Annotated in this window: 25 protein-coding genes; 19 read left to right on the top strand and 6 right to left on the bottom strand. The window is 56.6% G+C overall.

Translation table 11 applies throughout. From position 1 onward, the window contains the following. Positions 1 to 23: 23 nt before the first annotated feature. The 12 genes from J7395_RS06000 to bioB all read left to right on the top strand — a co-directional run bounded on the left by J7395_RS06000 (position 24) and on the right by bioB (position 12,119). Positions 24 to 716 (top strand): precorrin-8X methylmutase, encoded by a 693-nt coding sequence (locus tag J7395_RS06000; RefSeq protein ID WP_209220853.1) that lies wholly within the window; start codon positions 24 to 26, stop codon positions 714 to 716. Next, positions 713 to 1,966 carry a precorrin-6y C5,15-methyltransferase (decarboxylating) subunit CbiE gene (cbiE, locus tag J7395_RS05995; protein ID WP_209220845.1) on the top strand — a complete coding sequence of 418 codons (1,254 nt, stop codon included), beginning with the start codon at positions 713 to 715 and terminating at the stop codon, positions 1,964 to 1,966. The genes J7395_RS06000 and cbiE overlap by 4 nt, the downstream gene beginning before the upstream one ends. Beyond that, positions 1,963 to 2,703 (top strand): precorrin-2 C(20)-methyltransferase, encoded by a 741-nt coding sequence (gene cobI / locus J7395_RS05990; protein WP_209220843.1) that lies wholly within the window; start codon positions 1,963 to 1,965, stop codon positions 2,701 to 2,703. The genes cbiE and cobI overlap by 4 nt, the downstream gene beginning before the upstream one ends. Continuing rightward, on the top strand, positions 2,700 to 4,649 hold the full coding sequence (gene cobJ, locus J7395_RS05985; RefSeq protein WP_247741971.1) for a precorrin-3B C(17)-methyltransferase: 1,950 nt from the start codon (positions 2,700 to 2,702) through the stop codon (positions 4,647 to 4,649). Before cobI ends, cobJ begins: the two co-directional genes overlap by 4 nt. Continuing rightward, complete coding sequence (cobM, locus tag J7395_RS05980) at positions 4,649 to 5,410, top strand: precorrin-4 C(11)-methyltransferase (protein ID WP_209220840.1); 762 nt, start codon at positions 4,649 to 4,651, stop codon at positions 5,408 to 5,410. The genes cobJ and cobM overlap by 1 nt, the downstream gene beginning before the upstream one ends. Before the next feature lie 164 nt (positions 5,411 to 5,574). Then, entirely contained in the window at positions 5,575 to 6,978 is a 1,404-nt protein-coding gene (locus tag J7395_RS05975) for a circularly permuted type 2 ATP-grasp protein (RefSeq protein ID WP_062960243.1), read from the top strand. 17 nt (positions 6,979 to 6,995) lie between these two features. Next, positions 6,996 to 7,943, top strand: coding sequence for an alpha-E domain-containing protein (locus tag J7395_RS05970; RefSeq protein WP_062949851.1), 948 nt, complete (start codon positions 6,996 to 6,998; stop codon positions 7,941 to 7,943). A gap of 1 nt (position 7,944) precedes the next feature. After that, a complete protein-coding gene (locus J7395_RS05965; protein ID WP_097053345.1) occupies positions 7,945 to 8,763 on the top strand; it encodes a transglutaminase family protein in 819 nt (272 codons plus the stop codon). A gap of 19 nt (positions 8,764 to 8,782) precedes the next feature. After that, complete coding sequence (locus tag J7395_RS05960; RefSeq protein ID WP_063092188.1) at positions 8,783 to 9,529, top strand: proteasome-type protease; 747 nt, start codon at positions 8,783 to 8,785, stop codon at positions 9,527 to 9,529. Positions 9,530 to 9,616: 87 nt separating this feature from the next. Next, complete coding sequence (locus J7395_RS05955) at positions 9,617 to 10,255, top strand: GntR family transcriptional regulator (protein WP_209220838.1); 639 nt, start codon at positions 9,617 to 9,619, stop codon at positions 10,253 to 10,255. Between the two features lie 296 nt (positions 10,256 to 10,551). Continuing rightward, entirely contained in the window at positions 10,552 to 11,127 is a 576-nt protein-coding gene (locus tag J7395_RS05950; RefSeq protein ID WP_062949859.1) for a biotin transporter BioY, read from the top strand. Further along, positions 11,127 to 12,119, top strand: a complete 993-nt coding sequence (gene bioB / locus J7395_RS05945; RefSeq protein WP_209220836.1) for a biotin synthase BioB — start codon at positions 11,127 to 11,129, stop codon at positions 12,117 to 12,119. The genes J7395_RS05950 and bioB overlap by 1 nt, the downstream gene beginning before the upstream one ends. A gap of 129 nt (positions 12,120 to 12,248) precedes the next feature. On the opposite strand, the gene J7395_RS05940 is transcribed toward bioB, so the two are convergent. Continuing rightward, a complete protein-coding gene (locus J7395_RS05940; RefSeq protein ID WP_247741970.1) occupies positions 12,249 to 12,782 on the bottom strand; it encodes a CHAP domain-containing protein in 534 nt (177 codons plus the stop codon). A 134-nt stretch (positions 12,783 to 12,916) separates the two neighbouring features. Further along, entirely contained in the window at positions 12,917 to 14,194 is a 1,278-nt protein-coding gene (locus tag J7395_RS05935) for an MFS transporter (RefSeq protein WP_209220834.1), read from the bottom strand. 294 nt (positions 14,195 to 14,488) lie between these two features. On the opposite strand from J7395_RS05935, the gene J7395_RS05930 reads away from it, so the two are divergent. From J7395_RS05930 to J7395_RS05915, 4 genes are all read left to right on the top strand, one after another. After that, a complete protein-coding gene (locus J7395_RS05930; RefSeq protein WP_209220828.1) occupies positions 14,489 to 16,840 on the top strand; it encodes an alpha/beta fold hydrolase in 2,352 nt (783 codons plus the stop codon). 220 nt (positions 16,841 to 17,060) lie between these two features. Continuing rightward, complete coding sequence (locus tag J7395_RS05925; RefSeq protein WP_209220827.1) at positions 17,061 to 17,693, top strand: GntR family transcriptional regulator; 633 nt, start codon at positions 17,061 to 17,063, stop codon at positions 17,691 to 17,693. Further along, entirely contained in the window at positions 17,690 to 18,145 is a 456-nt protein-coding gene (locus tag J7395_RS05920) for an OsmC family protein (RefSeq protein WP_114120894.1), read from the top strand. The genes J7395_RS05925 and J7395_RS05920 overlap by 4 nt, the downstream gene beginning before the upstream one ends. 88 nt (positions 18,146 to 18,233) lie before the next feature. Next, positions 18,234 to 18,584, top strand: a complete 351-nt coding sequence (locus J7395_RS05915; protein ID WP_209220825.1) for a putative quinol monooxygenase — start codon at positions 18,234 to 18,236, stop codon at positions 18,582 to 18,584. Positions 18,585 to 18,601: 17 nt separating this feature from the next. Here the strand turns inward: J7395_RS05915 and J7395_RS05910 are convergent, their stop codons facing one another. Then, positions 18,602 to 19,390, bottom strand: a complete 789-nt coding sequence (locus J7395_RS05910; RefSeq protein ID WP_209220823.1) for a class I SAM-dependent methyltransferase — start codon at positions 19,388 to 19,390, stop codon at positions 18,602 to 18,604. A gap of 189 nt (positions 19,391 to 19,579) precedes the next feature. On the opposite strand from J7395_RS05910, the gene J7395_RS05905 reads away from it, so the two are divergent. Genes J7395_RS05905 through J7395_RS05895 form a run of 3 tightly spaced genes read left to right on the top strand, consistent with a single transcriptional unit; the run spans position 19,580 to position 22,568 of the window. Next, positions 19,580 to 20,704 carry an ABC transporter substrate-binding protein gene (locus tag J7395_RS05905; RefSeq protein WP_209220821.1) on the top strand — a complete coding sequence of 375 codons (1,125 nt, stop codon included), beginning with the start codon at positions 19,580 to 19,582 and terminating at the stop codon, positions 20,702 to 20,704. A gap of 5 nt (positions 20,705 to 20,709) precedes the next feature. Next, positions 20,710 to 21,771: an iron ABC transporter permease gene (locus J7395_RS05900; protein ID WP_082832772.1), complete on the top strand. Its 1,062-nt coding sequence runs from the start codon at positions 20,710 to 20,712 to the stop codon at positions 21,769 to 21,771. Further along, entirely contained in the window at positions 21,765 to 22,568 is an 804-nt protein-coding gene (locus J7395_RS05895; RefSeq protein WP_062949875.1) for an ABC transporter ATP-binding protein, read from the top strand. Before J7395_RS05900 ends, J7395_RS05895 begins: the two co-directional genes overlap by 7 nt. 37 nt (positions 22,569 to 22,605) lie before the next feature. Here the strand turns inward: J7395_RS05895 and J7395_RS05890 are convergent, their stop codons facing one another. The 3 genes from J7395_RS05890 to irrA form a co-directional block, all read right to left on the bottom strand. Then, positions 22,606 to 23,571 carry a serine hydrolase gene (locus J7395_RS05890; protein ID WP_209220820.1) on the bottom strand — a complete coding sequence of 322 codons (966 nt, stop codon included), beginning with the start codon at positions 23,569 to 23,571 and terminating at the stop codon, positions 22,606 to 22,608. Positions 23,572 to 23,633: 62 nt separating this feature from the next. After that, the gene (locus J7395_RS05885; protein ID WP_062949879.1) at positions 23,634 to 24,071 is read right to left on the bottom strand and encodes a rubrerythrin family protein; all 438 of its coding nucleotides are present in this window, start codon (positions 24,069 to 24,071) and stop codon (positions 23,634 to 23,636) included. 238 nt (positions 24,072 to 24,309) lie between these two features. Beyond that, positions 24,310 to 24,747, bottom strand: a complete 438-nt coding sequence (gene irrA, locus J7395_RS05880) for an iron response transcriptional regulator IrrA (RefSeq protein WP_062949881.1) — start codon at positions 24,745 to 24,747, stop codon at positions 24,310 to 24,312. Positions 24,748 to 24,764 lie beyond the last annotated feature (17 nt).

Here is a 24,764-nt window from a genome sequence, read left to right as displayed (position 1 = left end):
GTTCCTTTGCGAAAGGCGCGGCGATGTTCGACTATCTGCGGGACCCGCAGGAAATCTATCGGCAAAGCTTTGCAACCATCGAAGCCGAAGCCGATCTCGCCCGCTTTCCGGAAGAATTGCGTCCGGTTGCCGTGCGGATCATTCATGCCTGCGGCATGGTTGAAATTGCAGATAAAATTGCATTTGGCGAAAATGTCGCACCTGCTGCAATAGGCGCCCTGCAAAAGGGGAAGCCGATCTTGTGTGACGCGGAAATGGTCCGTCAGGGGATCATTTCCCGCCTGTTGCCCGCCGATAATCCGATCATTTGCACACTGAATGCAGATGGCAATGATGAACGCGCAGGCAAACTTGGCACCACACGGTCGGCTGCTGCCATCGAATACTGGGCAGATCATATCGATGGTGCAATAATTGCCATCGGCAATGCACCAACCGCGCTTTTTCATCTGCTCGAAGCTCTGATTTCGAACCGTCTGGCGAAACCAGCACTGATCATCGGCATGCCGGTGGGCTTCGTCGGGGCCGAGGAAAGCAAGGAAGCCCTGATTGCCCATGCCGGTGACATCCCGTTCGCCACATTGCGCGGCCGGTTTGGCGGCAGCGCAGTCACCGCGGCAACGCTCAACGCATTGGCGCGCCTTGCAGCGCCGGGGCAGACACCGGATGGCACGACCGCAAACCCCAGCGGCGCTGACAAAGGGGATGGCAAATGAACGAACAATCGCCCCTGAACGGCAAGATCACCGTGATCGGCATTGGCGAAGACGGTTATGACGGACTAAGCACGATTGCCCGTCAGATACTTGAAACCGCCAGCGTGATCTTTGGCGGCAAACGCCATATCGCCATGCTGCCCGGATCAAATATTGCCATCCAGAACAGCTGGATTACCCCGTTCGAAGCCAATATGCCCCTGATCGAGGATTGCCTTGATCAGAACCCGATTATCCTGGCCAGTGGCGACCCGATGTTGTTTGGTGTCGGCAACACACTTGTCAATTATTTCGGCTCCAAATCAATTACCGTAATCCCGCATCCCTCCAGCATCAGTCTGGCAGCCGCCCGCATGGGCTGGGCACTTGCCGAATGCGATGTGATCACGTTGCACGGGCGCGAACCGGAAATCCTGCGATCGCGCCTGCACCCGCGCGGTAAACTGATCGCGCTTAGTGCCGATGGCAGTACCCCTGCACTGGTGGCGGTTATGCTGTGCGAAGCCGGCTACGATCAAAGCCAAATGACGATTTGCGAACGGCTGGGCGGCACACAGGAACGCATCACCACCCAAACCGCACAGACATGGCAATCCACCGCAACCTCAATGCCCGATGTCAAACCGGTCGATCCGTTGAACCTGATCATGATTGATCTGGTGGCCGGGCCCAAAAGCCGCGTTCTGGGCAATGGTGCTGGTCTGCCCGATGATGCCTTCATCCATGACAGCATGATCACCAAATCGGAAATTCGCGCCCAGACACTGGCATCCCTTGCGCCATGGCGCGACGCCATGCTTTGGGATCTGGGGGCCGGCTGCGGTTCGATTTCCATTGAATGGATGCGTGCTGGCGGTCAGGCCATCGCCATTGAACGCGATGCAAAACGGTGCGATCTGATCGGCAAAAATGCCATCCGCCTTGGCACACCCGATCTGGTCATCCGCCAAAAGGCAATCGAGGACGCAATTGCCTTCGCCGATCAGCTCCCGACACCCGATGCGATTTTTGTCGGCGGTGGTATTACGATCCCCGGTCTGATGGATCGGTGCTGGGATATCCTGCCGATGCATGGGCGGCTGGTGGCCAATACGGTCACGCTGGAAGGCGAAGAAGAATTATTACGGTTTTACAATAAAAATGGTGGCACCCTGTCGCGCCTGTCGGTTTCCCGGCTGGTTCCACGCGGCAGTTTCAGGGGCTGGAGCAACCTTGCCCCCGTCACCCACTATGTCGGAGTAAAAGTATGAGCGACGCGGCCACCACACCCGCCAGCGCATTGCCCGTGGCGGGTACGGCCTATGGCCTTGGCATCGGGCCGGGCGAACCCGACCTGATCACGCTCAAAGCCTATAACATCCTGCAAAAGGCAGATGTGATTGCCTATCCCGCCCTCGAAGACGGTGCCAGTCTGGCCCGCCAGATCGTCGCCCCGCATGTCCCCGATGGCCGGATCGAAATTGCCATTCGCATCACCATGGGCCAGCCCGCCGACCCGATCTATGATGCCGCCGCCCTTGAAATCGGCGAATATCTGAAAGCCGGAAAAAGCGTTGCCGTCCTGTGCGAAGGCGATCCGTTCTTTTACGGCAGCTTCATGTATCTGTTTGGCCGCCTGGCCGAGGCAGGACATCCGGTTCAAACCGTGCCGGGTGTCAGTTCAATGATGGCCTGCGCCGCCCAGCTTGGCGCACCGCTTGCCGCCAGAAACGATGTGTTGCAGGTCATTCCGGGACCCTTATCCGAAGAACGGCTGCGCGCGCAGCTTGGCGATACCGATGCGGCCGCCATCATCAAACTTGGCCGCCACTTCGCCAAGGTCCGCAAGGTGATCGAAGAACTTGGCCTGACCGGCCGGGCGCGCTATATCGAACGCGCGACGCTTGAAACCCAGAAAATGGTCCCGCTTGGTGACCTTCCGGAAGATACCATCGCACCCTATTTCTCGATGATCCTGATCCACCGTCGCGGAGATGCATGGCGATGACGACCCCGAATTCCCCCGACGCCAGCACGACCAACCCGATCCTGCCGACGGACCCGATTGCGCCGATTGCGGTCATCTGTCTGACACAGCGCGCCCTTGCCACCGCCAAACGCATTACCGCAAATCTGCAGGGCGCATCGGTTCACGGCCTGCGCACGCGCGTTTCGGCAAGTGATGTCGATGTCGCGTTCGACGATACCATTACACATCTGCAACAAACATTTTCAGCCGATCATGTGATTATCGGTGTTTGCGCATCGGGCATCCTGATCCGCGCACTGGCGCCGCTTCTGGCCGGCAAATGGCAGGATGCGGCCGTTATCGCCGTCGACGAAGCTGGCAGCACCTTTATTCCGCTTCTGGGCGGGCATCATGGCGGCAATCGGCTGGCACGCGATCTGGCCGAACGGCTGGGAGGGCAGGCGGCGATCACCACGCCGGGCGATGCGATGCTGGGACTGGCCCTTGATGAACCACCCGTGGGTTGGCATCTTGCCAATCCACAGAACGCCAAACCTGCCACCGCCGCCCTTCTGGCCGGTGAAACCGCCCGGTTCGAGATCGAGGCAGGATCGGCGGCCTGGCTGACCAACAGCAATATCGAACGCAGCGACACCGGCAAGGTCATCATTCGCACCACCGCCAAGGCGATGGAAATGAATAGCGACGACAGGAACAATCACGAGATTGTCTATCACCCGCCGGTTCTGGCGCTTGGCGTCGGATGCGAACGTCATTGTGAACCGGACGAGCTGATCAAACTCGCAACCGAAACTCTTGCCGAAAATGGCCTGAGCGCGCAAAGCGTTGCCTGCGTGGCATCCATCGATCTCAAGGCCGATGAAGCCGCTGTTCACGCACTGGCCGATCATCTGGGCGTCCCGGCACGTTTTTATGACGCTGAAACATTGGAAGCCGAAGCCCCCCGCCTTGCCAATCCGTCCGACATTGTCTTTGCCGAAACCGGCTGCCACGGCGTTGCCGAGGGCGCGGCACTTGCCATGGTCGGCAAGGACGGCACTCTGATCGTTTCGAAACAGAAATCAAAACGGGCCACCTGTGCCATCGGGCTTGCCAGCAATGATATCGACCCGATGCAATCCGGTCGTCCACAGGGACGTTTGTCGATTGTCGGCATCGGCCCTGGACAGCCCGGCTGGCGCAGCCCCGAAGCCAGTCGCCTGATTTCGCGCGCCACCGATATTGTCGGCTATCAGATGTATCTTGATCTGCTGGGACCGCTGATTGACGGCAAATCCTGCCATCATTCCGACCTTGGTGCCGAAGAAGCCCGTGCCCGACACGCACTTGAACTGGCCGCCACCGGCAGGGACGTCGCCCTGATCGGGTCCGGCGATGCCGGGATTTACGCGCTGGCGACACTTGTGTTCGAACTGCTTGATCGCGAAAATCGTTCTGACTGGAACCGCGTTGCCGTGCAGGTATCGCCGGGCATTTCCGCCCTTCAGGCCGCCGCATCGCGGATCGGTGCGCCACTGGGGCATGATTTCTGCGCGATATCGCTTTCAGACCTTCTGACCCCGCGCGAAGATATCCTGCGCCGCCTCAAGGCCGCGGGCGAGGGTGATTTTGTCATTGCCTTCTATAATCCGGTATCCAAACGCCGCCGTGATCTTCTGGCACAGGCGCGTGATATCCTGCTTGAATACCGCGGGCCGGAAACACCAGTTGTTTTGGGTCGGCAGCTTGGTCGCCCGGACGAGGAAATCACGGTCGTTCCGCTTGCGAAACTTGCAGTCGACATGGTCGATATGCTGACCACCGTTCTGGTCGGATCGAGTAACAGCCGCCATATCACACGCGGTGAAAACAGCTGGGTCTATACCCCGCGTGGCTATGCCAAAAAGGGCCCCGACGCAGCCAATGCACCCGTCCACAGCCTCGATAACTCCAAGAATGACCCCAAAAACGATAAGGCAAACTGATGACCGTTCATTTTATCGGTGCCGGTCCCGGCGCCCCCGATCTGATCACCGTTCGCGGGCTTAAACTGATCGAAAAATGTCCGGTCTGTCTCTATGCCGGATCGCTCGTGCCCGAGGAAATCGTCAAATCCGCCCCCTTTGGTGCACGCGTGATTGATACCGCGCCAATGAACCTTGATGAAATCCTGGCCGAAATTGAAACGGCCTACGCCGCAGGGCAGGATGTCGCGCGCGTGCATTCCGGTGATCCGTCAATTTATGGCGCGATTGCCGAACAGATCCGCAGGCTTGATGACCTTGGCATTCCCTATGACATCACGCCGGGCGTTTCGGCCTATGCCGCCACCGCCGCCGAACTGGGCGCCGAACTGACCCTGCCTGATATTTCGCAAACCGTGATCCTGACGCGCACTGCCATGCGGTCATCCGCCATGCCCGAAGGCGAAAGTCTGGCCGAACTTGGCCGTTCGCGGGCGACACTTGCGGTGCATCTGTCGGTCAATAATCTGGTCAATGTTGTCCGTGATCTGGTGCCGCATTACGGCGAAGATTGCCCGGTGGTGGTTGCTTATCGCGTCACCTGGCCCGATCAGCAATTCATCCACGGCACGCTTGGCGATATCCGCGCCAAGGTCAAAGGCAGCGGCATCACACGGACCGCCCTGATCATGGTGGGCGAGGTCTTTGGGCGTAAGGATTTCACCGATTCCCGCCTGTATGCCGCCGATCACACCCATGTCTTGCGGCCGGCAAAACCGTAACCGAACTGTAAAGCGCCCGTTTTTTACGCAATCAACAAAACACGCCAGTTCAATTTTTCATCAAACCCTTATTTTGCCGAAAAAAGAATCATTTCAACCGTGAACATGCTTGACCGCCCCTTGCGACACCGCCTTTAATCAAAGGATAAGCAAGGGGAGTGTGCATGTTCAACGAAATGATGATGAACGATGAAGTACGCGAACCTTATCGCGCACTGGTTGACTGGATGGAGGCCAGCGGGCCCGAGACCCTCCAGCAGAAGCGACTTGAGGCAGAAACACTCTTTCGCAAAATCGGCATCACCTTCGCAGTCTATGGCGAAGGTGGCGATCCGGAACGGCTGATTCCGTTCGATCTTATTCCACGCATTTTCACCGCCACGGAATGGCGCAAGCTTGAACGCGGCGTCAAGCAGCGCGCACGCGCGCTCAACACCTTCCTTTACGATGTCTATCACAACGCTGAAATCATCAAGGCCGGGATTATCCCCGCCGATCTGGTGTTTAAAAACGCCGCGTTTGAACCGGCCGTGATCGGCATTGATCCGCCGCGGAAGGTTTACAGTCACATTGTCGGGGTTGATGTCGTGCGCGTCGGGCCTGATGATTTCTATGTGCTGGAAGATAACTGCCGCACCCCGTCGGGCGTGTCTTACATGCTCGAAAACCGCGAAATCATGATGCGGATGTTCCCGGAACTGTTTTCGAAATTACGGATCGAACCGGTCGAAAGCTATCCGGACATGCTCCATAAGACGCTCAAAAGCATTGCTCCCAAACGGTGTGATCGCGAACCCAATATCGTGGTCCTTACACCGGGTGCGATGAACAGCGCCTATTACGAACATTCCTTCCTTGCCGACCAGATGGGTGTTGAACTTGTCGAAGGTCAGGATCTGTTCGTGTCCGAAGGTCGCGTCTATATGCGCACAACGCGCGGGCCCGCCCGGGTTGATGTGATCTATCGCCGGATTGATGATGCCTTTATCGATCCACTCTGTTTCCGACCCGATTCCGTGCTGGGCGTTCCCGGACTGATGAATGTCTATCGATCAGGCGGGGTTGCCATCTGCTCGGCCCCCGGCGCCGGTGTCGCCGATGACAAGGCGATCTATACCTATGTCCCGGACATGATCCGGTTTTACCTTGGGCAGGAACCGATCCTGAACAATGTCCCGACATGGAAATGTGCCAATCCCGATGATCTGAAATATGTGCTGGAAAATCTTGGTGAACTGGTCGTCAAGGAAGTCCACGGTTCGGGCGGGTACGGCATGCTGGTTGGCCCGGCTTCCACCAAGGAAGAGCAGGCCACCTACGCCGAACGCATCAAGGCCGATCCGGGTGATTTCATTGCCCAGCCAACTCTTGCCCTTTCCGCCTGTCCGACCTTCGTTGAAAGTGGCATCGCCCCACGGCATGTCGATTTCCGGCCCTTCTGCCTTGTCGGCGATGACATTCGCCTGACTCCGGGCGGTTTGACCCGTGTGGCCATGCGCGAAGGATCACTTGTCGTGAACTCGTCGCAGGGTGGCGGGGTCAAGGACACATGGATCATGGCTGATTAGGAAAAGGGAGGTCACACATGCTTAGTCGTACAGCTGACAACCTTTTCTGGTTGTCCCGTTACGTGGAACGGGCCGAAAACATGGCCCGACTGATGGAAATGGGCTATCGCATGGCTCTGATGCCGGCCGCAGGCGACGGCAACCGGTCCGAATGGGCGTCGGTTCTTTCGGCATCGGGCTGCGCACAGGGCTATGATCCCGATATGCCGCTTCGTCAGGCCGAGGTCACCGATTACCTGATTTTCAATCGCGACAACCCGTCTTCGATCCTGAACTGCTTTGAAAATGCACGTGCCAATGCGCGCGCCATGCGCACCGCCATCACCGCTGAAATGTGGGAAGCATTAAACAATGCCCTGATGGAACTGCGCCGGACGGCAATGCATAACCTTGCAAAAACCGACCTGCCGGAATTCATCGACTGGGTCAAACGGCAGGGTGCACTGTTTCGCGGGGCAACCGATTCAACGATCCTGCGTAACGACGGATACGATTTCATCCGTCTTGGGATTTTTATCGAACGCGCCGACAACACCGCACGATTGCTTGACGTGAAATATTATGTCCTGCTGCCGGAAACCAGCATGGTTGGCGATGGCGTCGATAATTACCAATGGACAACGGTTTTGCGGGCGGCATCGTCTTTGCGGGCCTTCCACTGGGTGTATCGCGATGACTATTCCCCCTATCGCATCGCGCACTTCCTGATCCTTAATCCGTTCAGCCCGCGGTCGCTGGCCCACTGTTCCGAACAGATCACCAACCATCTGGAACATCTGGCCCGCCATTACGGACAACGAAGCCCGGTGCACAGTCTGGCTGTGGAAACCTACTCACTGCTGACCCAAAGCCAGATGGAGGAAATTTTCAGCCAAGGCCTGCATGAATTCCTGTCGGACTTCCTGAAACGCAATCAAACCCTGTCATCGGCAATCGCCGAAACCTATTATTTCGGGGGCCAGTAAGATGCGCCTGACTGTTGAACATCGCACCCATTACCGATTTGCCCCTTCGGCCCGCTATGTGGTGCAAAGTCTTAAACTTACTCCGTCCATTTTTGACGGCCAAAAAGTCATCCGCTGGTCGATCAAGGCAGACGGATGCGTGATCAATTCCGAATTTGTCGATGGCAACGGCGATACCATCAGCACCCTGACCGCAAGCGGCCCGGTTGATTCCGTCGATGTCATCGTGTCTGGCGAAGTCGAAACCATTGATACCGCTGGTGTCCTGCGCGGACATAGGGAACGTGCCTTTCCGGCGGTATTTCTGCGCTCGACCCCGGTCACCAAATCCAGCGCCGCCATCCGCAAAATGGCCACCAAGGTCGAAAAGAAAACCAGCGCGGATAACCTGCTTGAACGGGCCCATGCCCTTTCAGCCGCCGTGTCTGACGCCATCGCCTATGTCCCGGGCAGCACTCATGTCCATACTACCGCGGCCGATGCCCTGGCCGATGGCCAGGGTGTCTGTCAGGACCACGCCCATGTCATGATTTCGGCGGCCCGCCATCTTGGCATCCCCGCGCGCTATGTATCGGGTTATCTGTTTGCCGATCAGGATGGCAAATCACACGAAGCATCCCATGCATGGGCGGAACTGCATTTGCCCGAACTTGGCTGGGTCGGGTTTGACCCGGCAAACCGCTGCTGCCCGACCGATTATTATATTCGTCTGGGGTCTGGACTTGATGCGCAGGGTGCCACACCTATACGGGGTGTACATACTGGTGGTGCGAACGAGAATTTGGATGTAACAGTCATCGTTGCGCAATCACAGCAATAGCCGGACCCGAGAATAGAAGATGACCTACTGCGTGGGCTTGATGCTTGATGAGGGGATGGTATTCCTCTCCGACACCCGAACCAATGCCGGGCTCGATAACATTTCGCGTTATCGCAAGATGTTCACCTGGGAAGTCCCCGGTGAACGCGCCATCGTGGCGCTGACCGCAGGGAACCTTGCCATCACACAGGCCGTGATGAGCACCCTTCAGGAAGCCATCGACAACCCGGAAACCGAACCGGGCGACTGTATCCTGAGCGCACCCAGCATGTTCCGCGTTGCCGAACTGATGGGCGAGGCGATGCAGAAAGTGCAGCACAAATATCAGGACACGCTTGAACAGCGCAAGGAAAGCAGCTCGGCCTCGATCATGGTCGGTGGGCAACGTAAAGGCGGGGCACAACGCCTGTTTCTGGTCTATGCGGCGGGCAACTTTATAGAGGCCACCGAAGACACGCCCTATCTTCAGATCGGCGAACATAAATACGGCAAGCCGATCCTTGATCGTGTGATCACCCCGGAAACGCCGATTGCCGATGGAGTCAAGGCCGCCCTGCTGTCGATGGATTCAACATTGCGGTCCAACCTGTCGGTCGGCATGCCGCTTGATCTTGCCGTGCTGCCCGAAGGATCATGCCATTTCTCCGAACATCGGCGGATTGATGCCGAAGATGCCGGGTTCAAGGCCCTTTCAGACGCATGGTCGCAGGCATTGCGCGAAGCATTCGCTGATATGCCTGACGAACATTGTGCGCCGGACTGCTAAACAAACCTTCTGATATCGCACGATTAATTTACCGGTTACGGATATGCGCGCTCGACAAAATCGGGCGCGCAAATTATCTATAAAATCATGAAAAGTGACATCGACAATACCGTTACCGGCAGGATCACTCGCGAACTGGCCGACCGCATCATCGCCGGGCATATCGCGCCGGGCACGAAATTGCGACAGGACCATTTTGCCGAGGAATTCAGCGCAAGCCACGTACCGGTGCGCGAAGCCTTTCGCCGCCTCGAAGCACAGGGACTGGTCGTAAGCGAACCGCGCCGCGGTGTGCGGGTTGCAAGTTTTGACATAGCCGAAGTCCGCGAAGTTGCCGAAATGCGCGCATCCCTTGAAGTCCTCGCCCTTCGCCATGCCGCCCCGCACCTGACCAGCGCCATTCTCGACGAGGCAGAGGCGATCAACCGCGCAGGCGAAAATGCCCCCGATGTCCGGGCATGGGAAGAAGCCAACCGTGCCTTCCATCGCCTGATCCTGACCCCGTGCGGCATGCCCCGCCTGCTGGCAACCATTGACGATCTGCACGCAGCAAGCGCGCGTTTCCTGTTTTCAGGCTTCCGCATGGAATGGGAAGCCCCCACTGATCAGGATCACCGCGCCATCCTCAAGGCACTCCGCGAACGGCAGTTTGATGTTGCCGCAGCCACCCTTGCCCGTCATGTCAAATGGATCGGCACCAAACCGGGCACCAAAACCCGCCCGTAACCCTTTTCTTGAACCCATCCCGAACTGCTCCGAACCCGAAATCCACGGGGCGAACGTGATCCTGCCTGCCTTTTGGCAATGCAGGCCGCTGGCTCGCGTGCAAATTTCCATTTTATAGATAAAAATATATTATTAAAATCAACACTATAGCAGCATACCTTTGCAAATATTCACCAGTTTGACCCAATTATCTATTTTGGGGATTGATTTCACCTCCCAGTCGCGGCGTAATTAATAGATGAGATTCGTTTTTTATCTATAATTTTGAATCCGATCCTGAGGAGGATGAAATCACCATGAGCAATGCAATCTCCAAACCGGCCGAAACCCGCATATCATCGGGAATGAAATACAGCCTGATGGTTCTGGCCGGGGTCGCCATCCTGACCGCAAGTGCGAAGATCACCGTTCCCTTCTGGCCGGTGCCGATGACCCTGCAAACCATGGCAATCATGGCAATTGCACTGGCGACCGGGCCGCGCGTTGCCTGTGCGACGGTGCTGGGATATCTGGCGGCAGGGGCGGCTGGTCTGCCGGTTTTTGCCGGTACCCCGGAACGCGGCATCGGGCTTGCCTATATGGTCGGGCCAACCGGCGGCTATCTGCTGGGTTATCTGATTGCTTCGTGGCTGGTCGGTGCACTTGCAAAGGGACGCGGCACGCTGGCGCGTTTTGGCATCATGATGGCCGGCATGATCCCGGTCTATGTTCTGGGTCTGGCATGGCTTGCCGCCTTTGTGCCACTTGAAAAGGTTGCCGAATACGGTTTCACCCCGTTCATTCTGGGCGACACCATCAAGATCGCCCTTGTTGCCCTTGGCAGCGCGGCCTGCACCCGCCTTGTCAACCGCAATAAAGACGGCAACGCCTGATGAACAGTCTTCCCGCACAAAACCCAGCAGTCGATCAAACCATCCGTCACGACTGGACGGTGGACGAGATCGAGGCGATTTATCGCCTGCCACTGCTTGAACTGATGGGCCGCGCCAGCGCGGTCCACAGGACCCATCACGATCCCAATGCCTTGCAAAAGGCCAGCCTGCTATCGATCAAAACCGGCGGCTGCCCCGAAGATTGCGCCTATTGCCCGCAATCGGCCCACCACCGCGAGGTCAATCTGGGCAAGGAACAGTTGATGGACCCCAGCATGGTTTTGAAAATGGCGGCGCGCGCCAAGGCGGCCGGGACGGATCGTTTCTGCATGGGGGCCGCATGGCGACGCGTGCGCGATGGCGCGGCCTTTGATGCGGTGATCGAAATGGTGCGTGGTGTGCGCAATCTTGGTATGGAGGCCTGCGTGACCCTTGGCATGCTTGAAACCCGCCATGCCGAACGCCTCGCCGGAGCGGGATTGACCGCCTATAACCATAATCTTGATACCAGCCCGGAATATTACAGCCAGATCATCTCGACCCGGACCTATCAGGACCGGCTCGATACACTGGCTGCCGTGCGTGGTGCCGGGATTGACCTGTGTTGTGGCGGGATCATCGGCATGGGCGAAAGCATCCGCGACAGAGCATCAATGCTTCAGGTCCTCGCCTGTTTCGCGCCCCATCCCGAAAGTGTGCCGATCAATGCACTCGTACCGGTGGCGGGAACGCCGCTTGCCGACCGTGATCCCGTCGATGCCCTTGAATTGGTCCGCATGGTCGCAACCGCGCGCATCACCATGCCAAAATCAACCGTCCGCCTTTCAGCCGGGCGCACCGACCTTACGCGCGAAGCCCAGATCATGTGCCTGATGGCCGGGGCCAATTCGGTGTTCTATGGCGAAAAACTTCTGACCACGCCAAACCCGCAGGAAGATTGCGATACCGCCCTGTTTGCAGCACTCGGCCCGGTTCCGGCGTCGGCGGCCTGACAATACCCAAATCATCCCCCGAACTTGTGCGCCCCACCCGCGCAAGGTTCACCTTGGCGAAGCGTCCCTCAGTCGGGCCTTCGCCATTTTTATAAATGATCGGAAAACAGCAGGGAAAGGACGAAAAACCTAGTGGGCTTCGGCGGTTTCGTGTGGTTGATAGATAAAGCCATGCGCCGGATAAACCCGGCCGAATGTGCCAATCGTGTTCATCATCCGCACTTCCGACCAGTCATTATTGGGCGAAACATCGACAACCGGCTGGCGATAATGCACCTTGCCCCGCGTACGCGAATCACTTCCCCAGTTGGCATGATTGACCATGATCTTGCGGCTGTCGAGGATGGCGGCAACCACCGCAACATGCCCGTATTTCAAACGCGATGTTTTCTTGAGCGCCAGAACGGCACCGACTTCGGGTTTTTTGCCGCGGTTATAAGTATTTTTCGCCTGATCCCACCAGGTCCAGGCATCACCATAAATCTCGATCCCGGAAACCGCGCGTGCATAGGGTACGCATTGCAAAAATTCATCGGTGGGCGCAAAAGGCAGCAGGCGCGACGACGGCAGGCTGACATTGGTGACAGTCGAAACGCCGTCACTTTCAAGGCCGCTATTGGGTTTCGGCGTACTTGCGGATGCAAAACATCCCGATACAAGCATACAAAATCCGATAACGACGGCCAGCCGCATACGATATTCCCCCAAAAGGCACGATGATTTAAAAGGTCCTGACTCTGGCACCGTAACCCGACGAGTTTTAAACAAGCGTTTACGAAGCACGCCGAAAAACCCGATCATTTTGCCGTTTCTGTGGCAGATTTCGCATCAGTTGTACCAACACGATATAAACGCCAAAGTCCGACAATCGCCGCGCACAGGATCAATGCCCCCGACCCGCGCGCCGTATATTGAATATGCCCTGCCTCGGAAATCGCGCCAAGCATCGTGCCGCCAACAGCAATCCCGCCAAAACTCGTCGCACTCCAGAAGCTCATCACCCGGCCACGCAATTTATTATCGACGGTCAATTGCAATGCGGTTTGCGACCCGACTCCGACCGCTGTCAGACCAAAACCGGTAATCGCCACCAGCATCACCGCAAGCTCGTACCAAGGTGCAAAACCAAGCCCCAGCATACCGCACCCCGCAGCAAAAGCCCCGATGATCGTCACCCGCTGAAAGGCGGCCGGATCGGATTTGACCCGCGACAACATGAATGTCGATGCCACCGCACCGACCCCGCTTGCCGATGCCAGCATGCCAAGCCCGGTGACGCCGCGGTCATAGACCGCCTCGGCAAAGACCGGCATCAGTTCCACCATGCCCGTGCCCACCAGTGCGACAAAACAGGATAGCGCCAGAACCGAGCGGATCATCGGATGATGAATGGCGTAATTTGCCCCGTCGACAAGCGCCGCCAGCACCCGTTTGCTTTTGGCATCGGGTGCCCGTTCGACATGGATTTTGACAGTCGCCAGAACGAAAACCATCGGGATATAGGATGCCGCATTAATCATGAATGCCGCCCCGGTTCCCCATGTCGCTATCACCACACCACCAACCGCCGGGCCAACCAGACGCGATATATTGAAATTCATCGCCGCATAGGCCACGGCGCGACTCATAAACTCCCGCTGGACAATCACCGGCACCAGTGAAAGCCGAACGGGCGTCATCGCGCTAGCCAAAATCCCGTTCGTCCCGGCCAGAACCACCATCCAGAGAAGGTTTATCTGCCCTGCCATCGACAGGATCATCAACAGAAATGCGGTTGCTGCCATCATCAGGTTCAGGGTCACCGCCGTTTTGCGCAGATTGACCCGGTCCGCCATCACGCCAAAAACCGGCCCCAGAATGAAGGCCGGGGCGAAATTAAGGGCGGCAATCAACCCAGTCCAGAATGGTGATCCGGTCAATGACCATGCCAGCCACGACATGGCGATTTTCTGTACCCAAAGTCCCTGGGTGGTGATGCATTGGCCGACCAGAAACAGGACAAAGTTTCGATCCTGAAAGATTGATTTCCGGGGTGGCTCGGCGGTTGGTGGCAGCACGGATTTTCCAGTTTTCATGACGGGGCGGGATCATCTTGTACCGGACAGCTATATTAACAACGATCTTTGATGGCCATATTTGGGGCGAAATGGCCTGCTATCCGGACAGAACGGTATTTGAAATGTCGCGATGAGTATAGGGACAGGCAAAGGCACGTACCATAGATTGTTCGCCTGATGCGTGTATCTGGCCTTCTCAAACCCCTCAGGAAAACACATATTTGTTTTAGGCATCAGGACCTAAAGGAAACGACCGCAGTTAATCATAACGCCGATCAATTTGGCATTCAGGCCTTCGGGGCGGAAACACCCATGCATCAGAACTTCCGGGAAATCGAACGCGAGCAATTCGCGATCCGCAACCAGACTTGCGAATGGACCATTCGGGCCATGACGGCGTTGCGCGCCAAAGTCGACATCAATATCAAGATGCATGGCGACCAGGATCATCTGGCGCAGGGCGATATTTTCATGTTCAACCATTTCGCCCGGTTTGAAACCTTCATCCCGCAATATCTGATCGCGCTCGAAACCGGAGTGTTCTGCCGCTCTATCGCATCGGGCGAGTTTTTTGTCGAAGACAACCGGTTTTCACGCTATCTGCGCGCACTTGGCGGTGTCCCCAACGATTACGAACGTCTGCTGCCGTTCCTGGCCGAGGAAATCCTGCGCGGCGGCAAGGTCGTGATCTTTCCCGAGGGTGGCATGGTCAAGGACCGGCGCGTTCTTGCTGCCGAACGCCCGCATCCCAAACGCCCGGATTACAGCATCTATTCCCGTTCTGCCGATCAACGGCGCGCCCATCATACCGGGGCGGCGCTGCTTGGGCTTTGCATTGACGGCTTCAAGATCGGTTTGTCGATGCTGCTTGATAAAGGCAAACACGATGAGCTTGATCGCTGGGCAGACGCGATTGATACCACGCCCGAAACTCTCAAAGCCGCCCTTGCCAAGCCAACATTGATGTTTCCGGCCAACATCACCTTTCACCCGTTGCGTGTTGACCAGAACCTTCTGGCGCGGGGCGCAGATCTTTTTGCTGGCGGGCTGAGCCCCAAGATGGCCGAAGAACTGATTATCGAAGGCAATCTTCTGTTCAAACGCACGGATATGGATATCCGGCTTGGCGATCCGGTTGATCCGCGCCATCAGTTCAACTGGATTGACCGGCGTATGCTGGCTCACCGGGTTGAAACCGCAAACAGCATCGATGATCTTTTCCGTCCGGCCAAAGCGCTTGAGAAAATACCCGACCGCATCACCCAATATGCCATTAGCCGCCATATCAACCCGCTTCGCGATCATTGCATGGGTGTGATGTATTCCAACCTGACACTCAATGTCAGTCATCTGGCATCGCGCCTGATCATGATGTGGCTGGCTGATGGCGTGACCGAGGTCGATATCGCCCATTTTGACCGCACACTTTATCTGGCGATCAAGAATGTCCAGCAGGCCGAAGGCATTCATTTGCATCGCGGCATGCGCAACCCGGCCGACTATATCGGCATCTTTGATCTGAAATGCCCGCAGATTCGCGAATATATTGATGCCGCGGTTCATCTTGGCCTGATCGAACGGTCCGAAGGCAAATATTGCTTCCTGCCGAAATTGCAGGAAGAAGCCACCTTTGATCAGATCCGCATGGACAATCCGGTGATGGTCTATGCCAATGAAATGGCACCGATCAACGCCGCATGGACTGCACTTGAAAAGGCGCGGGACGAAGTCGACCATCTGACACCACGCGATTTTGCCAAACGCCGTTTTGATGATGAAATCCGGGCATGGCAATGGAACCGCGCCAAATACCAGAAACCCAAATACGCCGCGATCAATGATCAGGAAACTGCAACCGCCGATAGCCGCCCCTATCTGTTGCTGCCTAATGGCAACGAACATTTCACCACCGGCGTTCTCGTCGTCCACGGGTTCCTTGCCTCCCCGGCGGAACTTCGAAATCTTGGTGATCGCCTGGCCGCACGCGATTATGCCGTGATGGGAGTCCGCCTTGCCGGGCACGGCACATCACCGCACGAGTTGCAAAAACGTCCATGGGGAGACTGGCTGGCATCGGTTCGGCGCGGCTATGAAATCCTGTCGGCCTTTTGCGAGAATATCATCATTGTCGGCTTTTCAACCGGTGGGGCGCTTTCGGCTATTCTGGCGGCTGACCGGCCCGAAAAGCTGGCCGGGCTCGTCATGGCATCGACACCGCTTAAATTCCGCAATCGCAATCTGATGTTTGTGCCGCTGCTTTATGGTGCGAACAAACTGATGGGCTGGGTACCCTCGGCACAGGAAATGCTCAGTTTCCGGCTTAACGAATCCGAACATCCCGATATCAATTACCGCAACATCCCGATTGGCGGTCTGCACAATCTCCGTCAGGCGGTTGCCGAAATGCAAAACCGTCTGCCCGATGTTGCCTGTCCAATCCTGATTTTACAGGGCGATGGCGATCAGGTCGTAGATCCCGCCAGTGCGACCCTGATCAAACGCCACGCCACCGGATGCAGCCATCTTGATATCCAGGTCCTGGGCTCCGATCGCCACGGCATCCTGAACGAGGATATCGACAATGCGGTCAATCGCGTGATCGACTTCGTCTCCAAAACCGCCCCGGCCAATAGCACCCTGACCGCAGCCATCCCGGCCCAATAACCCGAGGGAATGCTTGCCGAAGCCCCCCTTAGCCCCCAGAGCCCTTGAGCATCCCTCGGGCAAACGCCCAATGCCCACGCCACCTCCACAATGCCGCGGGTAAATCCTCATACAAATAAAGTGCGCGCGGGATTTACGATGCTGTCGCATCAAATTTCGGGTGAACTCACGCCAACGGAACCCACTTGACTCTTTCGCGAATTTGCACGACTTTGGATCCATGGATCCAAATAAAATCACTGAAACGCTTCAAAGCGAAATCGAAAACGGCACCCTTGCGCCCGGCACAATCCTGAAACAGGAACGGCTGGCCGAACGGTTCGGCGTCAGTCGCCAACCTGTGCGTCAGGCGCTGGAACGGCTGCTGGCAAACGGGTTGCTAACCAAACGATCCGACCGAAGCCTCGCGGTAAACGGTTTAAGTGCCAACGAGGCCCGCGAACTGTCGCAAATCCGCATTTCGCTGGAATCAACCGCCCTGATCCTGTCGATCCCGCATCTGACACAACGCGACCTGCGCAAGGCGATCCGTTTGAACGACGATCTTTTTGAAGAAGAAGCCCCGGCCATCATCGAGGAGCTCGATATCGCGTTTCACCGGACCCTGTATGCCCCGTGTGGCAATGGTCGCCTGTTACAGATGATTGACGAATTGCGCCGCGAAGCCCGCCGTTCCTATCACCGGCAGCCCCCGGGATCACAGGCACGCAAAGCGTTTTACGAAGAACATAATGACCTACTGGCCATATGTAACCTTGGCGATGTTAGCAAGGCCGTTGAAATCATTGAAAAACACATCGGCATCACCTCACGACAACTTGTCGAGCACCCCGAAAATGGAGCCCCGCAATGAGCAGTTTTGGCGCAGAAGTCAGATGGCAACGCGACGGTGCAAACTTTGCCGACCGCCGTTATAGCCGCGGTCATCTTTGGCGGTTTGACGGCGGGGTCGAAGTCCCCGCATCGTCATCCCCCCATGTCGTGCCGCTGCCCTATTCCGTCGCCGAAAATGTCGATCCCGAAGAAGCCTATGTCGCCGCCCTTTCAAGCTGCCACATGCTGTTCTTCCTTGATTTCGCATCGCGCCGGAAAATCATTGTCGACAGCTATGTCGATGCTGCAACCGGCGTCATGGAAATGCAGGACGGCAAAACAGTCATCACCCGGGTCGAACTTTGCCCCAAGGTCACCTATGCCAGCACAGCCCCGACGGCAGAGATTGAGGCCGAACTGCATCACGCCGCCCACGAGGCCTGCTTCCTTGCCAATTCGGTCAAAACCGAAATCAGCATCAAACTTGATTAGGCTCATTACCTGCCAGGTAATCGTTTTGCTTCCCGGTCTGTCATAACCTGCCCCGGTCAATATCGAAATCAGACCGAAGGCCGAGATCATGAATGCAACCGTTAACACCGAAACAGGCCCGATTGCCGGCACCGTTATCCTGACCATCAAACCGGGCAGGAAAGACGAATTTCTTGACCTGCTTCACCCGGTTCTGGATGCGATGCGCTATGAGGCAACATTCATCAATGCCTTCCTGCATCATCATCCGGACGAACCCAACCGTTTCATGCTGTATGAAACATGGACCGATCTGGAAGATTTGATGGAAGTACAGATGCACCGTCCCTATCGGCAGGCCTTCTGGGACAGTTTGCCGGGGCTTCTTGCGGTCCCGCGCGAGATTATCGTCTGGACCCCGATGCGCAGCGACATCGCCCTGTTTTCAGGCCGCTCATAACCGGCCCAAGTGGCCTTTTAAGGCTTGGTCGCGCAGATGGCGTAACGATGCTGGGCACCACGTTCCAGACCCTTGGCAAGCGTAAGATGCTTTGACTGGGCGCGGTGAATCTGGCGCATGTTGAAATCGGCCATCACCGGGTCGAACCCGGCGGTTTTCAGCATTGATGTCACTTCGTCAGCACGGGCACCCTGGGAAAAATGAACGCGCGCAAGAATATCGCGATGGGTCTTGAGCTGCGGGATTTCGGCAACATCGCGTTTCAACCCGATGGATTGCAGGAACCCCGTCATCGCCTTGTTTAGCTTACTGATCCAGGTGGGCGAGACGAAATCGCCATCCACCACCAGAAGCTTGCCCCCCGGTTTCAAAACCCGGAACCATTCAGCAAAGGCCGCCGCCGGATCCACCAGAGTCCAGACCAGATGCCGTGTGACGATGACATCATAGCTGTTATCGTCTTCAAGCGTGTTTTCCGCATCGCCAAGGATGAACCGGATATTGGACTGGCGCAGTTTCGATTTGGCCCGCGCCTTTTCCAGCATCGCTTCGGACCAATCAAGCCCGGTAACCTCGAACCCCAGATCATGCATCAAATGGCTGATGACGCCGGTACCACTGGCAAGGTCAAGCGCACGTTTGCCGGTCCCGTTCCCCAGATGACGACGAAACAGGTCGTGCCACGCCAGACGTTCCTGATCTGAAAAAATCTCGTGCCCGGGCTGTTCGTCGAACGTTGCCGCGCGCATGGACCAGTATTCCTTGATCTCGTCACGCAGATTGAAATTGCTTGAATGCGTTGTCATCGTCCGGTCGTCCCCCAATGGCCCATATCTGCGAAAAGTTTGCGCGATCTTGCGGGAACCGCACACCGACAGATATCGGCACAAATACCATCCAATCCATAAAAAAATCAATTAATGCGAAAAGTATTGATTTGCATTCTCATTAAATGATAATGCCGCGGTCAGGCAATCCTAAACAAGGGTACGGGAATGAAATTTTTTGGCGCTATTGCTGCGGTTGCGTTGATGGTCGCGGGGACCGTCCACGCAGCAGAAACCGTCACGATCACCGATGTGGCCGGACGTGAAGTTTCGGTCAAGGTTCCGGCAGAAAAGCTTATTCTTGGCGAAGGTCGCCTGATTTACGGCCTTGCGACGCTTGATAGCGCAGAACCGTTCAAGCGAGTCGTTGGCTGGCGCGATGACCTGAAAAAGGCCGATCCGCAGACATATGACATCTATGCCGCCAAATACCCGTCCATTAACGATCTGCCGACCTTCGGCGGAATCAAGGATGGCACATTCGATATCGAACAGGCCATCGCCCTGAAACCCGACGTCATCGTGATGAACCTTGAAGCCAAGGGAGCCACCGAAGACGCGGCCCTTGACGAAAAGCTGGCTGCGGTCGGCATTCCGCTGGTTTATATCGATTTCCGCGAACGCCCGATTGAAAACACCGATACCAGCATGCGCATTCTGGGCACCATCACCGGTGACCAGGACCGTGCCGAGGAATTCATCAAATTCCGCAACGATAAAATCGCCATTGTGACCGATCGCCTTGCCAAGGCCAATCCAGCCAAACCTAACGTTTTCATCGAACGCGCAGCCGGTTTTTCCGATGAGTGCTGCATGTCGTTTGGCAATGAAAACTTTGGGAAAATGGTTGAGATTGCCGGTGGTACCAACATCGCTGCAACAATCATTCCAGGCACCTTTGGTACGATCAACCCCGAACAGGTTGTTGCATCAAACCCCGATCAGGTCATTGCAACCGGCGCAAGCTGGGAAGCCTATTCACCGGGTGGTGCATGGGTCGGACTCGGCCCGAATGCAGACATGAAAGAGGCCCATCGCAAGCTTGAAAACCTTATGAACCGCCCGGCATTCACCGGCATCAAAGCCGTTGAAAACGGTAAAATTCATGCGGTCTGGCACCAGTTCTATAACAGCCCCTATCAGTTCGTGGTCATCGAACAGATGGCAAAATGGCTGCATCCGGATCTGTTTGCCGATATCGACCCGGAGGCATCGTTCCGCGAACTGCATGAGCGGTTCCTGTCAACGCCGTATCAGCCGGGTTATTTCGTTTCCGTTAGCGATCAGAACTGATTTCCATGATCTCCGATCAAACCACCATTCCGGCAGGGAGCGCGCATTACAAGGCGCGCTCCCTGCGTCGTGTCCTGATCCTTACCGGCATGACGATTGCGCTGTTCCTGTCCTTTGCTGTCGATCTGGCAACCGGACCGGCCAATTATCCGCTGTCTGACGTGATCTTTGCCTTATTAAACCCATCGGATGCCAGCGATCAGTTGCGCGTCGTGATCTGGGAAATCCGCATGCCTGTCGCCCTGATGGCGCTGACCGTCGGTGCCGCCCTTTCGACCGCAGGCGCCCAGATGCAGACCATCCTTGCCAACCCGCTTGCCAGCCCCTTTACGTTAGGCATTTCGGCCGCAGCCGGTTTTGGCGCTGCTCTGGCGCTGGTTCTTGGCGTTGCGATCCTGCCTGCCTTTGTCGAATTCATCATCCCGATCAATGCCTTTGTCATGGCAATGGGAACCGCGCTGATCATTCATTTTTTCAGCCGCATGCGCGGTGTTACGGTTGAAACCATCGTCCTTTTGGGGATTGCGCTGGTCTTTACCTTCAACGCGCTTCTGGCCCTGCTGCAATATCTTGCCAGCGAACAGGCATTGGCCGCAGTTGTGTTCTGGACGATGGGCAGTCTGGTCAAGGCGACCTGGTCCAAGGTCGCGATCACGGCCATTGCGGTTGCCATCGCCCTGCCGCTGTTTACCCGTCAGGCCTGGGCACTGACCGCCCTTCGGTTAGGCGATGCCAAGGCGGAAAGTTTCGGGGTGAATGTCCAGTCGCTGAGGCTCAAAACCATGTTGCTGGTCAGTATGCTGGCGGCAATCCCGGTTTCCTTTGTCGGGACCATCGGGTTCATCGGTCTGGTCGGGCCGCATATCGCCCGCATGCTTGTCGGCGAGGATCAGCGTTTCTTCCTGCCGGCATCAGTCCTGTGCGGGGCGTTGATCCTGTCGGCGACGTCGGTACTATCCAAGCTTCTGATCCCCGGCGCAATCCTGCCCATCGGGGTGATTACCGCACTTGTCGGCGTGCCGTTCTTCTTCTCGCTGATTTTCGCAAGCCGGAGGAAATCATGGTAACAACACTTCGCCTTGAAGACCTTGGCACCCGCTACGGCCGTACCCATGTGGTTTCCGGTGTCAGTACGCCGGTTCTGACAGGTGGCGACGTGATTGCCGTCATCGGGCCGAACGCAGCAGGCAAATCAAGCCTGTTCAAACGCGTTGCCGGTCTTGCCAAGGGCGGCGGCAAAGTGCATGTCGAAACGGCGAATTATAGCCGCAACACGATTTGCTACATGCCACAGGATACCGGGTCGAACGCCGTTCTTTCGGTGTATGAGTCGGTTATTCTGGCCGCCAAACAGGGATCGTCACTACGCGTTCAGGCCGATGAACTGGCTCGGATTGACGATATTCTGGCCGCCCTTCGAATTTCCGATCTGGCCGCGCGCAATCTGGGCGAGCTTAGCGGCGGTCAGCGGCAGCTTGTTGCCATTGCCCAGACGCTGGTGCGTGAACCCGAAATCCTGCTGATGGACGAGCCGACCTCGGCCCTTGATCTGCATCGCCAGATGGAGGTCCTGTCCTTCATGCGCGATATTGCCAAGCGCCAGAAAATGATTGTCCTGATCGCCATTCACGACCTTAACCATGCCCTGCAATATTGCGATCACGCCATGGCAATCCGCAATGGCCGTATGGTGGCATTTGGTGAATGCGCCAAGGTTATTGACCGTGATCTGCTGCGCGACGTTTATCAGGTTGACGGGCATGTCGAACACAATTCGCTTGGTCATCCCCATATTGTCCTGCGCGGCCCATTGACCCCCGGCACGGTTGCCGAATATCCGGCGGAACGCATCGCCGCCCAATAACTGGCAATAGTCATCCAATCCGGCAGGCTGAATTCGTTCAGCTTGTCTCTGCCGCGACGCGGTCAATTATATCGGCCATCAAACCATGCAACCGGTCACGGTAACCAGTACGCGCCGACGGTTTGGTTTCGTCCGATGTCATCGCCACGGTCAATTCAAGTGCGGGAACGATGTAAAGCATCTGCCCGCCATATCCCCAGGCATAGATGACATCCTGCCCGGCAATATCGCGCATGAACCAGCCATACCCATATTCATCACCGGTAAAACGCGAATTTGTCCGGTGCTGCCAGCTTTGATCAATCCAGTCCTGCGTGATGATCTGTGTCCCGTCCGGAGCACGCCCGCCATTGCGGTAAAGTTCGCCAAAAGCCAGAAGGGATGTGGTGCTCATCGCCATCTGGTTACCGCCAAAATAAATTCCCTGCGGATCGCGATCCCAGGCCGTAATGGCAAAACCATTCAGCGGCCCCAGCCATTCACGCGCCAGTTCCAGTGTGGTTTTTCCGGTTTCACGGATCAGGATGGCCGATAGCAGGTGGCTTGAACCGGTTGAATACAGCATATCTCCGCCCGGATCGTCGGCAAAAGGACGGGCAAGGGCGGCACGCACCCAGTTTGATTGCGCGACCCACTGGCCGTAATACTGCCCCGATGTCCGCCCTAGACCGGCCTGCATCGACAAAAGATGCCCGATGGTAATTTCAGACAGCCGCGGGTCAGGATCAGCTGGCAACTGATCACGCAGCAAGGGGGCGATTTTCTGATCGGTGCCGGTTAAAACACCCCGTTCAATCGCGATGCCAACCAATGCCGAGATAATCGATTTCGATGCGGATTTGATATTGGTCGACTGACCGGGGGAATTGCCGTGATAGCCCCGCCGTGCGATCACCTCACCACGGTGAGCGACCATCACCGCCTGCAGGGGTTCAAGACGCCCGGTATCGGTCAGAATATCGTCAAGCTCCACGGATTGTGCCATGGCGGCAATGGGTGTCATTACCGCCACAAACAGCAGAACCGTGCTATATCTGTAAAAGCATCGTCGAATTGTCTTCAACCTTATTCCACCGGTTCGGAAACAGTGCCAAAAGATGCCAGTGCGCGTTCCATCCGCGAAGCGTGGGCATCTTCGACCCGCGACAGGCTTTCGAACCAGTCGGCGATATCGTTAAAACCCTCTTGGCGGGCGATACGGGCCATTTCGGGATAACGCGATTTGGCATCGTTCTGTTCGTCGGCAAATGCAGCTTCAAGATTAAGCCGGGTGGTACCGATCGGCTGCCCGGTCACAGGATCCCCGACCTGTTCGAGAAATTCGAGATGACCAAATGCGTGGCCTGTTTCGGCCTCGGCCGTTGCACGGAACATCTCGGCTATTTCAGGATAGCCTTCGATATCGGCCTGTTGCGCAAAATAGAGATATCGGCGATTGACCTGGGCCTCGGCGGCAAATGCCGCACGAAGAAGTTCCTCGGTCCGTGTTCCCTTGAGCACCATTACGGGCTTCCTTATTTGTCGTTGAAGTCTGAAATTTGCGGTGTTGCTGTCACACACACATGGGCAAAAAAAGAGCGACAGTTCCAGACGGGACCGTCGCCTCTGTATTTGTCTTGAAAACCCTGCCCGTCAAGCACTGAAGGGACGTTTTGCGCCATTTCAGGCGGTTTTCATCGACCCGTCATTTCGTTGTCACCGCGCCGCTACAATTGAGACACATCACTGCCCGATACAGCAATCAGGCGGCACTGCGTGCCGATTGGCGACGCAAACGAAACACCAGATCAACCGATGCCAATTCGGTACCGCGCGGCATATTGGGAACACGTGCAAGCTGAACCGCTTCGGCCGGTATATCGCTTAGCATGCCATCTTCTTCGCAATAGAAATGGTAATGCGGGGCCGTGTTCGTATCGAAATAGGACCGACCGGAATCGATCACGATCTCGTTCAGAAGTGCCGCCTCGGTAAACTGATGAAGCGTGTTGTAAACGGTCGCCAGTGATACCTTAATATTCTGGCTCATGGCTTCGGAATGAAGCTGTTCGGCGGTGATGTGCCGATGGCCGTTATCAAACAGCAGACGGGCCAATGCCAGACGCTGGCGGGTCGGACGCAAACCGGCCTCTTTCAGACGGTTCAGGGCATGGGTGTAAGGACGCGGGTTCGTCGTCATGAAATTGTCCCTTCATA

The sequence above is a fragment of the Thalassospira sp. A3_1 genome (assembly GCF_017744215.1).
Taxonomy (GTDB): domain Bacteria; phylum Pseudomonadota; class Alphaproteobacteria; order Rhodospirillales; family Thalassospiraceae; genus Thalassospira; species Thalassospira lucentensis_A.
Note: the sequence above shows the minus strand (reverse complement) of the source record. Positions and strands in the feature narration are given on the sequence as shown.